The sequence below is a fragment of the Amycolatopsis orientalis DSM 43388 genome (assembly GCF_000411975.1).
In the GTDB taxonomy this organism is placed as follows: domain Bacteria; phylum Actinomycetota; class Actinomycetes; order Mycobacteriales; family Pseudonocardiaceae; genus Amycolatopsis; species Amycolatopsis orientalis_D.
In genome coordinates this window covers 85459-98336 of sequence record NZ_ASXG01000030.1, presented here as the reverse complement: position 1 = coordinate 98336, position 12878 = coordinate 85459, and the positions used below count along the sequence as shown (strand labels likewise).

Below are 12878 nucleotides of genomic sequence, written 5' to 3'. Positions count from 1 at the left end.
ACCGGAGCACCCGCCCCAGCATGGTCAAGATCACCCACCACCCACAAGATCACGGACAGGCCCGTCGACGACGAACCTGGTGTGCGCAAGGCGCTGCAACGCGGCCTGCGCGCGGAGGACATGGACGTGGTCACCGCCGCGGACGGGCCGACCGGGCTGCAGCTCGCGCGCACCGGTTCGTTCGACGTCGTGCTGCTCGACATCATGCTGCCCGGTTTGTCCGGCTACCGCGTGCTGGAACGGCTGCGCGCGGAGAACGTGACCACCCCGGTGCTGCTGGTGTCCGCGAAAGACGGCGAGATCGACCAGGCCGACGGTCTCGACCTCGGCGCGGACGGTTATCTCGTGAAGCCGTTCTCGTTCGTCGTGCTGGTCGCGCAGGTGCGGGCGGTGTTGCGCCGGGCCGGGCCGGACGCGTCGCGCGGTGCGCTGAGACTCGGCGCGCTAGAGGTCGACCGGGCGCTGCGGCAGGTGCGCTGGGACGGCCGGGAAGTGCCGTTGAGCCCACGCGAATTCGGACTGCTGGAGGTGCTCGTCAGCCGGGCGGGGACGGTCGTGACGAAGGACGAGCTGCTGCGCGCGGTGTGGGGCGAGGAGCAGGCCGTCACGCGGAATCTCGTTGAGGTGTACGTGGGCTACGTGCGGCGCAAGCTCGACGCGGTCGGCGCGGGCTCGATCCTGCGGACGGTGCGCGGGCACGGTTATCTCGCCTCGGACGACCAGCTCGACGAGGTCATGTGACCGGCTCGCCGTCGTCGTGGTGGAGCCGCCGTTCGCTGCAAGTCCGGATCACCGTGCTGGCCGCGGCGATCACGCTCGGCTGCCTGCTCGGGCTCGCCGCGCTGGCGGCGAACAAGCTCGACCCGCTGCTCACCGATTCGGTCGACAAGGAGCTGACCGCCGCGCTCGGCCCGGCGACCGGCGCGGTTTCCGCCGGGAAGCCGCTCGCCTCGGCGGACCCGGTCACGGTGCGCGTGCTCGACATCGCCGGGAATCCGGCGGACGGCCAGGCTCGGCCGAAACTGACCGAGCCCGAGGTTTCGCAGCTCAAGGCGGGCTTGCCGGTGCAGTCGGACGGATCGCGCTGGCGCGGTCAGGTGGTCAGTGCGCCGGACGGCAGCCAGCGGCTGGTCGTCGCCGGGGCCGGGCTGGTCGGGTTCGCCGCCGCGGTGCACTACGGCGGGCTGTGGCTGGTCGTGGTCGCGCTGGTGGGAGCGCTGGTCGCGGGGCTGGCGACCTGGCTGGTCGTGCGGCTCGCGCTGCGGCCGGTGGCGCGGATGCGCGGGCTGGTGCGCACGTTGCCGCCGGGTTCGCGCCTGCCGTTGCCGACGTCGCACGACGAAATGCGCGCGCTGGCCGAGGAATTCAACGCGCTGCTCGAACGCCAGGAAGAAGTCAGCCAGCGGTTGCGCCGGTTCACCGGCGACGCGGCGCACGAGTTGCGTTCCCCGGTCGCGTCGATCCGAGTGCAGGCCGAGGTGGCTGTCACGAACCCTGATCCGGAACTGGCGCAGGAGACGCTCTCCGACATCCTCGAAGAGTCCGAACGGCTGTCCGGCCTGCTCGACGGCCTCCTCGCGCTTGCTCGCTCCGACGCGGGCGAAGTGCCGCCCGCGGAACCGGTCGAGGTGGTGTCCGAGGTCCGTGCCGCGGTGCGGAGGCTGCCGTCCGGGGCACCGGACACGCGGGTGAGCAGTGCGGTCGCGCAGGCGTGGGCGTTGGCCGCGCACCAGGAGGTCGAGCTGGTGCTGGACAACCTGCTGCGCAATGCCTGCCGGTACGCGTCCGGCCAGATCGTGGTGTCCGTGCTGGCCTCGCGTTCGAAGGTGCGGGTCGTGGTGGACGACGACGGTCCGGGCATCGCGCCTGAGCACTGGAGCAAGGTGTTCGACCGGTTTTATCGCGTGTCCGACGACCGGGCGCGCTCGTCCGGCGGAACGGGCCTGGGCCTGGCGATGGTCGCCGAAACGGTGCGCCGGAGAGGCGGCAGGGTACGCGTCGGGGAATCGCCGGACGGCGGCGCGCGGTTCGAGGTCACCTGGCGGGCGCGGACCGGTGAATCCGGTGGGGGAGACTGAGCGCATGGACGCGGTCATCGTCGGGGCGGCACTGGTGCGCGACGGCAAGCTACTTGCCCAGCAACGGGCTTGGCCGCCGCATCACGCGGGCCAGTGGGAACTGCCCGGAGGGCGCGTCGAGGAGGGCGAGACCGAGGCCTTCGCGCTGGCCCGGGAATGCCACGAGGAACTGGACGTGGCGGTCACCGTCGGCGAGCGGGTCGGCCCGGAAATCCCGCTGCCGGGCGGAAAAGTGCTGCGCGTGTATTCCGCCGCGCTCGTGTCTCCCGGCGACGAGCCGCGCGCGGTCGAGCACACCGCACTGCGCTGGGTCGGCGAAGACGAACTGGACGAGCTGGACTGGCTGCCCGCGGACCGGGACCTGCTGCCCGCACTGCACGCTCTCGTGAGTGCTGATTCCGCGTAAGAACCAGCACTCACGAGGCCTTTCAAGCAGCGCCGACCATCCGCAGCGCCGCCGACACCCGGTGCGCGCTGCGATCGATCGCCCGCTCCGCACCCGCCTTGCGCACCCGCTCCAGCTCAGCGACGTCGTCCAGCAACGCACGCGTGCCCTCGCGAACCGGACGCAACTCCTCGATCACCGCCTCCGCGACGGCATCCTTGAGCACACCGTACGAGGAGTACTTGTCGGCCAGCTCCGCTGGGTCGCCGCCCACACAGGCCGCCAGTATTTCCAGCAGATTCGAGATCCCCGGCCGATTCTCCGGGTCGTACCCCGGCACCGAATCCCCGTCGGTACGCGCCTTGCGGATCTTGCGCCGAATCTGATCCGGCTCGTCCAGCACGAACACCACACCCGCGGAATCCTGCGCGGACTTGGACATCTTCCGCGTCGGCTCGGCCAGGTCCTTCACCCGCGCTCCGGCGGGCGGCAACGTCGCCTCCGGAATGACGAACACCTCGCCGTAGGTGGAGTTGAACCGCCGGGCAAGCGTGCGAGCCAACTCGACATGCTGCCGTTGATCCTCGCCGACCGGCACCTCGTCCGCCCCCTGCAACAGGATGTCGGCCGCCATCAGCACCGGATAGGTAAGCAAACTGAGCCGCACTCCGGCCTGGCCCTTGGATTTCTCCTTGAACTGGATCATCCGCGCCGCCTCGCCGTAGGAGCAGGTGCACTCCAGCACCCACGTGAGCGCCCCCAGCTCCCGGGCAAGATCAGATTGCACGAACACCCGCTCCGGCGCGATCCCGGCCGCCACCAGCACGGCCAGCTGCTCGGTCGCCAGCGACCGCAACTTCGCCGGATTGTGCGCGGTGGTCATCGCATGCAGGTCGGAAACGAAGTACAGATCGTCCGGCCCGCCGTCGGCCGCCCACCGACGCAACGCGCCGAGGTGGTTGCCGAGCTGAACGTGACCGGACGGGGTGATGCCGGACAGCTGGACCATGGGTTTTCCTCTCCCTGGGTTGCCAGGCCCCGGGAGCGGGCACGAAAAAGCCGCCCACCGGGGCGGCCTTCGCTGGTTCTTTTTCAGCGCAGAGCATCGGGGCCGCCAACGGGCGGCCACCACTGGGTGCTCTGGAAACGCATGCGGCGAGCCTAGCACCGGACTACGGTTCGAACCATGTTCGTCGTCGTGCTCACGTACACCGTGCCGCTAGAGGAAATCGACCGCGCCCTCCCGGCCCACCAAGAGTGGCTCACGAAGCAGTACGAAGACGGCCACTTCCTGGCCTCGGGAGGCCAAAAACCCCGCACCGGCGGCGTCATCATCACCCGCCCCATGGACCGCGCGCAGCTGGACGCGATCCTGGCCACCGACCCCTTCGCGGTCGACCAGCTGGCCACCTACGAAATCATCCAGTTCCAGCCCACCAGAACGGCCCCGGAACTGACCCTGGTGAACGAACTGCTGGACAACTAGCCGGCGCGTGAGGCGACCTTCACGGACGCTGATTCCCTCGGGGTTCCCTCACGACCCGCTGCTGTCCGTGAGGGGCTCCTTCACGGACTTGGATTCCCTCAAGGGGCCCTTCACGCCCGCCGCCCACCGAGATGCGCCCCCCAGCGCGGCATTGGGTGCGTCCCCCGCGCACCCAATGCCACAGTGGGGCGATAGCCCCGCCCCCCGACGATCCGGAACCGCCGCACCCAACTCATCGAGGCACCCGGCCCTGGCCCTGCACCCCGATACGAAGCGTCCCTGCGGTCTGAGGGTGGTTGTCAAGGCACGCTTTCCCGCCTTGACAACCACCCTCAGACCGTCAGCACAATCAAGCTTCGGGGTGCCCCACGCCGGACGAGGCGCAATGTCGCCGCCAGGCGACGAGCCGCCCCGGAAAGACCTCAAGCAGCCCGAGCCACCTGCTTCTGCGCCTTCTTCAACGCCAGCACCGGACACTTTTTGCACCGATCCTTCGACCGGCAGCACTTCTTCTTGACCTTCCCGGCCTTCATCAGCTTCCGCACCACAGCCCGAGGATCATCCGCGTGCTTCTTCCCCACCGCGCACTCTCCTCAATCCGGCAGCCAGGACACCCTAAGGTTAGGTGAGCCTAACCGATCATAGGGCGTGGCGCTCCTCACACCAACCCAGCAGGTATCCTGATGGGAGTCCGCGTGTGGCCAAAGCCGGTCAGCGAGAGCCGGTCGCATTTCCCGGTGCCCGTGATCTTCGTTCGCCGCGCGGTGCCACCCGCCTTTCTTTCGAGTTCAGGAGTCTTCGCGTGCCCGCAGCCAGCGCCACCGCGGTCGAAACCGGCCGCGCGTCCGGCAAGACCCGGCCCGACCTGCGCAACGTCGCGATCGTCGCCCACGTCGACCACGGCAAGACGACCCTGGTCGACGCCATGCTCCGGCAGTCCGGCGCCTTCGCCGAACGCGCCGAGGTGGTCGACCGCGTGATGGACTCCGGTGAGCTCGAGCGGGAAAAGGGCATCACCATTCTCGCCAAGAACACCTCCATCCACCGCCAGACCCCCGAGGGCACGGTCACCATCAACGTGATCGACACCCCGGGCCACGCCGACTTCGGCGGCGAGGTCGAGCGCGGCCTGTCCATGGTCGACGGCGTCGTGCTGCTGGTCGACGCGAGCGAGGGACCGCTGCCGCAGACCCGCTTCGTGCTGCGCAAGACGCTCGAGGCGAAGCTGCCGGTGATCCTCGTGGTCAACAAGGTCGACCGTCCGGACGCCCGGATCTCCGAGGTCGTCGAGGAAACCCACGACCTGCTGCTCGACCTGGCGAGCGACATCGAGGACGCCGACCACGACGCGATCCTCGACCTGCCGGTCGTCTACGCGTCCGCGCGCGCGGGCAAAGCGTCGCTGGAGCAGCCGGCCGACGGCGGCCTTCCGGACAGCGAGTCCCTCGACCCGCTGTTCGAGACGCTGCTCACGCACGTCCCGCCGCCCGTCGCGGACCCGGACGCGCCGCTGCAGGCGCTGGTCACCAACCTCGACGCGTCGAACTTCCTCGGCCGCATCGCGCTGATCCGCATTCACGCGGGCAAGCTCCGCAAGGGCCAGACCGTGGCCTGGATGCGCGAGGACGGTTCGGTCCAGAACGTCCGCATCTCCGAACTGCTCGTCACCGAGGCGCTCACCCGCGTGCCGGCCACCGAGGCCAGCGCGGGCGACCTCGTCGCGATCGCCGGCATCCCGGACATCACGATCGGCGACACCCTGGCCGACCCCGAGGAGCCGGTCGCGTTGCCGCGGATCACCGTCGACGAGCCCGCCATCTCGATGACCATCGGCGTCAACACCTCGCCGCTGGCCGGGCGCAACGGCGGCGACAAGGTCACCGCGCGGCTGGTGAAGGCCCGCCTCGACCAGGAGCTGATCGGCAACGTCTCGATCCGCGTGCTGCCCACCGAGCGTCCGGACACCTGGGAGGTGCAGGGCCGCGGCGAGCTGGCGCTGGCCATCCTGGTCGAGCAGATGCGCCGCGAGGGCTTCGAGCTGACCGTCGGCAAGCCGCAGGTGGTGCTCCGCACGATCGACGGCAAGCTGCACGAGCCGTTCGAGCGGCTGTACATCGACTCGCCGGAGGAGCACCTCGGCGCGATCACGCAGCTGCTCGCCGCCCGCAAGGGCCGCATGGAGGACATGAGCGGCAACGGCACCGGCCGGATCAAGCTGATCTACGTGCTGCCCTCGCGCGGCCTGATCGGCTTCCGCACCGACTTCCTCACCGAAACCCGCGGCACCGGCATCGCGAACCACGTGTTCGAGGGCTACTTCCCGTGGGCGGGCGAGATCCGCACCCGGCACACCGGTTCCCTGGTGGCCGACCGGTCCGGCCCGATCACCGCGTACGCGATGATCCAGCTCCAGGACCGCGGCAGCTTCTTCGTCGAGCCGGGAGCCGAGGTGTACGAGGGCATGGTCGTGGGCGAGAACCCGCGGCTCGAGGACCTCGACATCAACATCACCAAGGAGAAGAAGCTCACCAACATGCGCTCGTCCACCGGGGACGAGCTGGAGCGCCTCGCCCGGCCGCGCAAGCTGAGCCTCGAGGAGGCGCTGGAGTTCTGCGCCAGCGACGAATGCGTCGAGGTCGCGCCGGAGGTCGTGCGGGTCCGCAAGGTCACGCTCGACATCGCGACCCGCGCCAAGGAGCGCTCGCGCGCCAAGAGCCGCGAAAACAGCTGAACCTCGCGCAGGTGAAAAAAGGGCGCCTCCCGTTCCCGGGAGGCGCCCTTTCGCGTGAACCGCGACGGTGGCTCGCGCGTCCACTCTGATGGCGGTATCCACTCCGATGTCACGGGGTGGCGGCCGATGTGGGAATCTCGATGCCGGCCCCCGCCCTGGCATGGCAGCATGTCCGCTCGGACCACGGAGCGCGGCGGGAACTTTCAGGAGGACGAGCGTGCGATTCGGACGCCGGCTGGGGCCGGTGCTGGCGCTGGCGGGAGTGCTTCTCGCCGCGTGTTCGAACACCCCGCCGCCCCCGGTGGTCACGTCGGCCCCGCCGTCGAGCACGACCAGCGCGGCGGCGCAGTCGCAGATCGTGGTCGGCGTGGACGACGTGGTCGGCGGGTACAACCCGCACAGCATCGCCGACGCGTCGACGATCACCACGGCCCTGTCCCAGCTGCTGCTGCCCTCGGTGTTCCGGCAGTCCGACGACGGCACGCGCACGCTCGACAAGACGCTGATGGTCTCGGCGGACGTCATCTCCCAGGTGCCGTTCACCGTGAAGTACGTGATCCGCCCGGACGCCTCCTGGTCCGACGGGGCCCCGATCGCCACCGAGGACTTCATCTACCTCGCCAACGCGATGAAGACGAACCCCGGCGTGATCGAACCGGCGGGCTACCGGCTGATCTCGGACATCGAATCCCGCGACGGGGGCAAAGGCGTCGAGGTCACCTTCAGCAAACCGTATCCGGCCTGGCAGACGCTGTTCGACAACCTGCTGCCGCAGCACCTGCTCAAGGATTCGCCCGGCGGCTGGGCGAACGCCCTCGCGACGAGCTTCCCCGCGGTCGCCGGTCCGTTCGCGATCAAAACCATCGACACCGCCCGCGGCGAAGCGACGCTCCAGCGCAACGACCGGTACTGGGAAAAGCCGGCCGCGGTCGACACCCTGATCCTGCGCCGCTCGGACGCGTCCGGCATCGCGACCGCCCTGCGCAGCGGCAACGACCAGTTTTCCTTGACCCGCACCGATTCCACCGGCCTGCAGTTGCTGAACGACCTGGGCTCGGCGGTCAAACTGCACACGCTGCCGCGTCCGCTGACCGCGTCGGTGCTGCTGCGTCCGGTGAGCGCGACGCTTTCCGATCCCCAGGTCCGCGCGGGCGTCGCCGCGTTGCTGGACCGCGGCAAACTGATCTCCGCCGGAGCGAAGGGCGGCCCGTCCGCCGCGCTGAAGGCGGACGCACAGGTCTTGCCGCCGTCGGCGAAGGGGTACACGCCGACCATTCCGGCCGGCCCGCCCGCCGCGCCGGACGCGACCAAGGCCGAGCAGTACTTCACCGCCGCCGGGTACAAAAAGGAAGCTGGCGTCTGGCGCAAGGGAAACAAGACGCTGTCGATAGTGCTGGCGTCGCCCGGGGAACAGGAACCGTACGCGTCGATCGCGAAGGAACTGGCGTCGGAGCTGGTCGCGGGCGGCATCGAGGTCAACCAGATCAAACCGCAGCCGCGTGATCTGTATTCGTCCCTGCTGGCGATGCCGGTGGTGAACGGGAAACAGCAGGCGAGCCCGGATTCGAACAGCACCGTCGGCGCCGACATCGCCGTCGTGGGCCAGCCCGTCGGCGGCGACCCGGCGACGGTTCTGGCGTCCAGCTACGGCTGTGCCCCCGAGCCCACGCCCGTGGACAAGACGAAACCGGTGATCCCGGCCAATCCCGCCGGACTGTGCGACCAGGGCCTGCAAGCGACGATCGACTCGGCCCTCACCGGATCCGCGACGGTCGCCGATTCGCTCAAGACGCTGGAACCGCAGCTGTGGTCCCAAAACGTCGTGATCCCGCTGTTCCAGGAAGCCGATACGTTGGCGGTGGGCAAGGGAATCTCCGGCTTGACGCCCGGTCCGCCGATGCAGGGCCCGTTCGGCTCCGCGGTGAACTGGACCCGCGGCGCGACCTGATCCCGCACGCGAAAAAGGGGCCCCGCACGATCAAGTGCGAGGCCCTTTTTCGACTGCCGCGTCAGATCAGCTGCAGGCTTTCCGCGAAGTGGCACGCCACCGGGTGCGCCTGTCCGCGGTCCACCAACGCGGGCTCTTCCGTCTTGCACTTCTCGCGCCCGGCGTCGTCCAGTTGGTTGGCGAACTTCGGGCACCGCGTGCGGAACCGGCAGCCCGACGGCGGGTTGGCCGGGCTGGGCACGTCACCGGTGATCACGATCCGCTGCCGCGTCCGCTCCTTGCGCGGGTCCGGCACCGGAATCGCCGAGATCAGCGCCTGCGTGTACGGATGCGCCGGATTCTCGAACAGCTCCTCCGACGGCGCGGTCTCCACGATCTTGCCGAGGTACATCACCGCGATCCGGTCCGCCACGTGCCGCACCACGGAAAGGTCGTGCGACACGAACAGGTACGACAGCCCGAGTTCCGCCTGCAGGTCCTTCAGCAGGTTCAGCACGCCGGCCTGGATCGAGACGTCCAGCGCGGACACCGGTTCGTCCAGCACCAGCACCTTCGGCTTCAACGCGAGCGCCCGGGCGATGCCGATGCGCTGCCGCTGCCCGCCGGAGAACTCGTGCGGGAACCGGTTGCCGTGCTCCGGGCGCAGCCCGACGGTCTTCATCAGGTCGCGGACCTGCTGCTTGCCGCCCTTCTCGTACAGCCCGTGGATGCGCAGCGGTTCGGCGATGATCTCGTTCACCGGCAGCCGCGGGTCGACCGAGGCGTACGGGTCCTGGAACACGATCTGCATGCTGCGCCGCAGCCGCTGCAGTTCGCGTTTGCCCATCGTCGCGAGGTCTTTGCCCTCGTAGGTCACCTTGCCGCCGGTGAGCGGCTGCAGCGCCAGCGCCACCCGGGCGGTGGTCGACTTGCCGCACCCGGATTCGCCGACCAGCGCGAGCGTCTCGTGCGGGTAGATGTCGAACGACACGTCCGACACTGCCTGCACCGCCCCGGAAACGCGGCGCAGGATGCCGCCGCCGCGGATCGGGAAGTGCTTGACCAGGTTCTGCGCGGAGAGGACGGGGGCCTGTCCCGCCGTGGCCTCGCTCATTGGTTCGTCTCCGTGTCGGTCGCGATGGCGTCCACGGCGACCGGGACGGCTGCCGCGTCGGCCGAGGTGGCGCTGAACAGCTCGGCCGGGTCCTTCCCGACGACCTGCTCGGTGAAGTGGCACGCCGCGTGCTGGCCGTTCGGCCCGGCGACGAGCTCGGGCTCCTCCTCGTCGCAAATCGGCTGCGACAGCGGGCAGCGCGGGCTGAACGGACAGCCCGGCGGCATGTTCTGCGTGGCAGGCGGCGAACCGGTGATCGGCGTGAGCCGGTCGGTCTTCACGTCCAGCCGCGGCAGGCTGCCGAGCAGGCCCAGCGTGTACGGCATCCGCGGGTTGTAGAAGATGTCGTCGACCGTGCCGGATTCGACGACCTTGCCCGCGTACATCACGTGCACCCGGTCGGCCTGCCCGGCGATCACGCCGAGGTCGTGGGTGATCAGCACCATCGCCGCGCCGGTTTCCTTCTGCGCGGCCTGCAGCGCTTCGAGGATCTGCGCCTGCACCGTCACGTCGAGCGCGGTGGTCGGCTCGTCCGCGATGATCACGTCCGGGTTGTTGGCCATCGCGATCGCGATCACCACGCGCTGGCGCATGCCGCCGGACAGCTGGTGCGGGTATTCGTCCGCGCGCTGCTTCGGGTTCGGGATGCGGACCAGGTCGAGCAGTTCGACGGCCTGCTTCTTCGCGACGTCCTTGCGCACGTCGTGGTGCGCGGTGATCGCCTCGGCGATCTGGTCGCCCACGGTGTACACCGGGTTCAGCGAGGTCATCGGGTCCTGGAAGACCATCGCGATGCCCTTGCCGCGGACCTTGTTCAGGCCCTTCTCGCTCGCCTTCAGCAGGTCCTGCCCGCCGAACCGGATCGAGCCGGACACCTTCGCGGTCTTCGGCAGCAGGCCCATCACCGCGAGCGAGGTCACCGATTTGCCGGAGCCCGATTCGCCGACGATGCCGAGCACCTCGCCGCGGCGAAGCTGGTAGTTCACCCCGCGCACGGCGCTGACCACGCCCTCGCTGGTCGGGAACTGCACGGTCAGGTCCTCAACGACGAGGACGGGATCGCCGCCGCGTCCGTCGGAGACGTTCTGGGTCATGCGCGCACCTTCGTCTGCTGGGGGTCGAACGCGTCCCGCAGGCCGTCCCCGATGAAGTTGATCGTCAGCGCGATCAGGATGATGAAAATACCCGGGAAGTAGAACAGCCACGGCCGCGTGTCGATCGCGGTCTGCGCGCTGCTCACGAGCAGCCCGAGCGAGGTGTCCGGCGGCTGCACGCCGAAGCCGAGGAACGACAGCGCCGTCTCGAGCAGGATGGCGATCGACACGAGGATCGTCAGGTTGACGATGATCGCGCCGAGCGCGTTGGGCACCAGGTGCCGGAAGATGATCCGGCTGTCGCTCGCGCCGAGCGCCTTCGACGCCTCGACGAACTCCTTCTCGCGCAAGGAAAGCACCACGCCGCGGGCCACCCGGGACACGTACGCCCAGTAGAGCCCGCCGATGACGACCGCGATCAGCCACCACGTGCCGCCGGACTGGTGGCCGAGCACCGCGGCCACCGCGAGCAGCGGCAGCGTGAGCACGAGGTCGGCGATGCGCATCAGGACCGTGTCGAGCCAGCCGCGGTAATAACCGGCGACCGCGCCCCACACGGTGCCCACGACGGTCGCGAAGATCGCGACCAGGATCGAGATCTGCAGCGAGATCTGCGTCCCGCGCATCACCTGCGCGAGGGTGTCGTGGCCGACGGCGTCGGTGCCGAACGGGTGGTCGCCCGACGGCGGGGCCGAGTTCTGGTCGGTGATGTCGGCCGCGTTGTACTTCCAGATCGCCGCGCCCAGGTAGGCGAACAGGATGATCAGCACGAACACGACGAGGCTGATCATCGCGAGCCGGTGCTGCAGGAACCGCCGGAACACCAGCTGGGCCTGGCTGCGCTCCTTGACGGTGAACTCGCGTTCCGGCGCGCCCTGCGGGGTCTGCGGGTCGTCCGGAGCGAACCGAGCGCCGCCCAGGGTCGTGGGCGGGGTGTCGAATACGTCGTTAGGCATAGCGGATCCTCGGGTCGAGCAGGCCGTAGAGCAGGTCGGCGATCAGGTTGAGCAGGATGATGAACGTCGCCGCGATGAGCAGCCACGCCTCCACCGCGTACACGTCGCTGCGCTTGATCGCTTCCAGCAGGAAAGCGCCCGCACCCTGCCATTGGAACACGGTTTCGGTCACCACGGCACCGCCGAGGATCGAGCCGATGTCGAGTGCGGTCACCGTGGTCAGCGGGATCAGCGCGTTGCGCAGCGCGTGCTTGCGCGTCACCGTCCAGCGCGGCAGGCCCTTGGCCCTCGCGAGCCGGACGTAATCGCTGTTGAGCACCTCGAGCATCGACGCGCGCTGGTAGCGGCTCCAGGCCGCGTAACTGGTCAGCGCGAGCGAGATCGTCGGCAGGATCAGGTGGCCGAGCACGTCGCCGAACTGGGCCCAGAACCCGCCCGAGGCGACCACCGACGAGGAACCGATGGTGTAGAAGACCTGGTCGCCCACGGATTCGTTGATCCCGATGCCGACCTGCTTGAGCACCAGCGCGAACCAGAACGAGGGCATCGACAGGAACAGGAAGCCGAAGAAGGTCGCGGTGTAGTCGAACTTGGAGTACTGCCGCGACGCGCTGATCACGCCGATCAGGATGGCGAGGATCAACGCCACCACCATGGCGAGCACGATCAGCCGCAGCGTCACGCCGAAGCGGCCGAACACCTCGCTGCCGATGTTCATGGTGGACTGGACCGAGGGACCGAAATCACCGTGCAGCACGCCGGTGATCCAGTGCCAGTAACGCTCGAGAATCGGCTGGTCGAGGTGCAGCCGGATGCGTTCGAGCTCGATGGTGCGAGGGGGCGGCGGCGGGTTTCTCGCGATCAGCGGGGTCAACGGGTTGGCCGAGAGCGACACCATCACGAAGACGACGAACGTCGACAAGATGAGGATCGGCACCGAGACGAATAGCCGGCGCAGTGCGAAGGCAAGCATGGAGGTCTTCCTGCTCTGGACGGTGTTCTGCCATCGCCCGCCGCTCGTGGTGGCAGGGCCTTAGGCGACGTAACGGGGCAATCGTGGTGTTCGGGAACTAAAACGGCACTAGAGGGCGGATACGGTGAAGGGCC

12 protein-coding genes are annotated in these 12878 nt (G+C 69.0%); 6 read left to right on the top strand and 6 right to left on the bottom strand.

Features of this window, described 5'->3' with window-relative positions; genetic code table 11:
• Window positions 1–48: 48 nt before the first annotated feature.
• From L942_RS05565 to L942_RS05555, 3 genes are read left to right on the top strand one after another with little or no spacing between them, the layout of a single operon-like run.
• Window positions 49–741 (top strand): response regulator transcription factor, encoded by a 693-nt coding sequence (locus tag L942_RS05565; RefSeq protein WP_037355668.1) that lies wholly within the window; start codon window positions 49–51, stop codon window positions 739–741.
• A complete protein-coding gene (locus L942_RS05560) occupies window positions 738–2078 on the top strand; it encodes a sensor histidine kinase (protein ID WP_037355666.1) in 1341 nt (446 codons plus the stop codon). The genes L942_RS05565 and L942_RS05560 overlap by 4 nt, the downstream gene beginning before the upstream one ends.
• 4 nt (window positions 2079–2082) lie before the next feature.
• Entirely contained in the window at window positions 2083–2484 is a 402-nt protein-coding gene (locus L942_RS05555; RefSeq protein ID WP_037355664.1) for a (deoxy)nucleoside triphosphate pyrophosphohydrolase, read from the top strand.
• A 22-nt stretch (window positions 2485–2506) separates the two neighbouring features.
• Here the strand turns inward: L942_RS05555 and trpS are convergent, their stop codons facing one another.
• Complete coding sequence (gene trpS, locus L942_RS05550; protein WP_037355662.1) at window positions 2507–3472, bottom strand: tryptophan--tRNA ligase; 966 nt, start codon at window positions 3470–3472, stop codon at window positions 2507–2509.
• A gap of 177 nt (window positions 3473–3649) precedes the next feature.
• Between trpS and L942_RS05545 the strand changes: the two genes are divergently transcribed.
• Window positions 3650–3949, top strand: coding sequence for a YciI family protein (locus L942_RS05545; RefSeq protein WP_037355660.1), 300 nt, complete (start codon window positions 3650–3652; stop codon window positions 3947–3949).
• Window positions 3950–4371: 422 nt separating this feature from the next.
• Here L942_RS05545 and L942_RS44845 read toward each other — a convergent pair whose 3' ends face one another.
• Window positions 4372–4530: a hypothetical protein gene (locus tag L942_RS44845; protein WP_200862699.1), complete on the bottom strand. Its 159-nt coding sequence runs from the start codon at window positions 4528–4530 to the stop codon at window positions 4372–4374.
• Window positions 4531–4751: 221 nt separating this feature from the next.
• Between L942_RS44845 and typA the strand changes: the two genes are divergently transcribed.
• Together typA and L942_RS05535 are read left to right on the top strand one after the other, a co-directional pair.
• Window positions 4752–6680, top strand: a complete 1929-nt coding sequence (gene typA / locus L942_RS05540; protein ID WP_037355658.1) for a translational GTPase TypA — start codon at window positions 4752–4754, stop codon at window positions 6678–6680.
• A gap of 244 nt (window positions 6681–6924) precedes the next feature.
• Window positions 6925–8628 carry an ABC transporter family substrate-binding protein gene (locus L942_RS05535; RefSeq protein ID WP_440201296.1) on the top strand — a complete coding sequence of 568 codons (1704 nt, stop codon included), beginning with the start codon at window positions 6925–6927 and terminating at the stop codon, window positions 8626–8628.
• A 61-nt stretch (window positions 8629–8689) separates the two neighbouring features.
• Here the strand turns inward: L942_RS05535 and L942_RS05530 are convergent, their stop codons facing one another.
• The 4 genes from L942_RS05530 to L942_RS05515 are packed head-to-tail and all read right to left on the bottom strand — an operon-like array spanning window position 8690 to window position 12744.
• Window positions 8690–9721, bottom strand: a complete 1032-nt coding sequence (locus L942_RS05530) for an ABC transporter ATP-binding protein (protein WP_037355655.1) — start codon at window positions 9719–9721, stop codon at window positions 8690–8692.
• Window positions 9718–10815 (bottom strand): ABC transporter ATP-binding protein, encoded by a 1098-nt coding sequence (locus L942_RS05525; RefSeq protein ID WP_037355653.1) that lies wholly within the window; start codon window positions 10813–10815, stop codon window positions 9718–9720. The genes L942_RS05530 and L942_RS05525 overlap by 4 nt, the downstream gene beginning before the upstream one ends.
• On the bottom strand, window positions 10812–11771 hold the full coding sequence (locus L942_RS05520; protein WP_037355651.1) for an ABC transporter permease: 960 nt from the start codon (window positions 11769–11771) through the stop codon (window positions 10812–10814). The genes L942_RS05525 and L942_RS05520 overlap by 4 nt, the downstream gene beginning before the upstream one ends.
• The gene (locus L942_RS05515) at window positions 11764–12744 is read right to left on the bottom strand and encodes an ABC transporter permease (RefSeq protein ID WP_037355649.1); all 981 of its coding nucleotides are present in this window, start codon (window positions 12742–12744) and stop codon (window positions 11764–11766) included. Before L942_RS05515 ends, L942_RS05520 begins: the two co-directional genes overlap by 8 nt.
• Window positions 12745–12878 lie beyond the last annotated feature (134 nt).

What these genes read in the sequence shown, in the direction of transcription:
- L942_RS05555 (WP_037355664.1), top strand. Translation starts at nt 2,083, where the DNA reads ATGGACGCGGTCATCGTCGGGGCGGCACTGGTGCGCGACGGCAAGCTA.
- trpS (WP_037355662.1), bottom strand. Translation starts at nt 3,472, where the DNA reads ATGGTCCAGCTGTCCGGCATCACCCCGTCCGGTCACGTTCAGCTCGGC.
- L942_RS05545 (WP_037355660.1), top strand. Translation starts at nt 3,650, where the DNA reads ATGTTCGTCGTCGTGCTCACGTACACCGTGCCGCTAGAGGAAATCGAC.
- L942_RS05530 (WP_037355655.1), bottom strand. Translation starts at nt 9,721, where the DNA reads ATGAGCGAGGCCACGGCGGGACAGGCCCCCGTCCTCTCCGCGCAGAAC.
- L942_RS05525 (WP_037355653.1), bottom strand. Translation starts at nt 10,815, where the DNA reads ATGACCCAGAACGTCTCCGACGGACGCGGCGGCGATCCCGTCCTCGTC.
- L942_RS05520 (WP_037355651.1), bottom strand. Translation starts at nt 11,771, where the DNA reads ATGCCTAACGACGTATTCGACACCCCGCCCACGACCCTGGGCGGCGCT.
- L942_RS05515 (WP_037355649.1), bottom strand. Translation starts at nt 12,744, where the DNA reads ATGCTTGCCTTCGCACTGCGCCGGCTATTCGTCTCGGTGCCGATCCTC.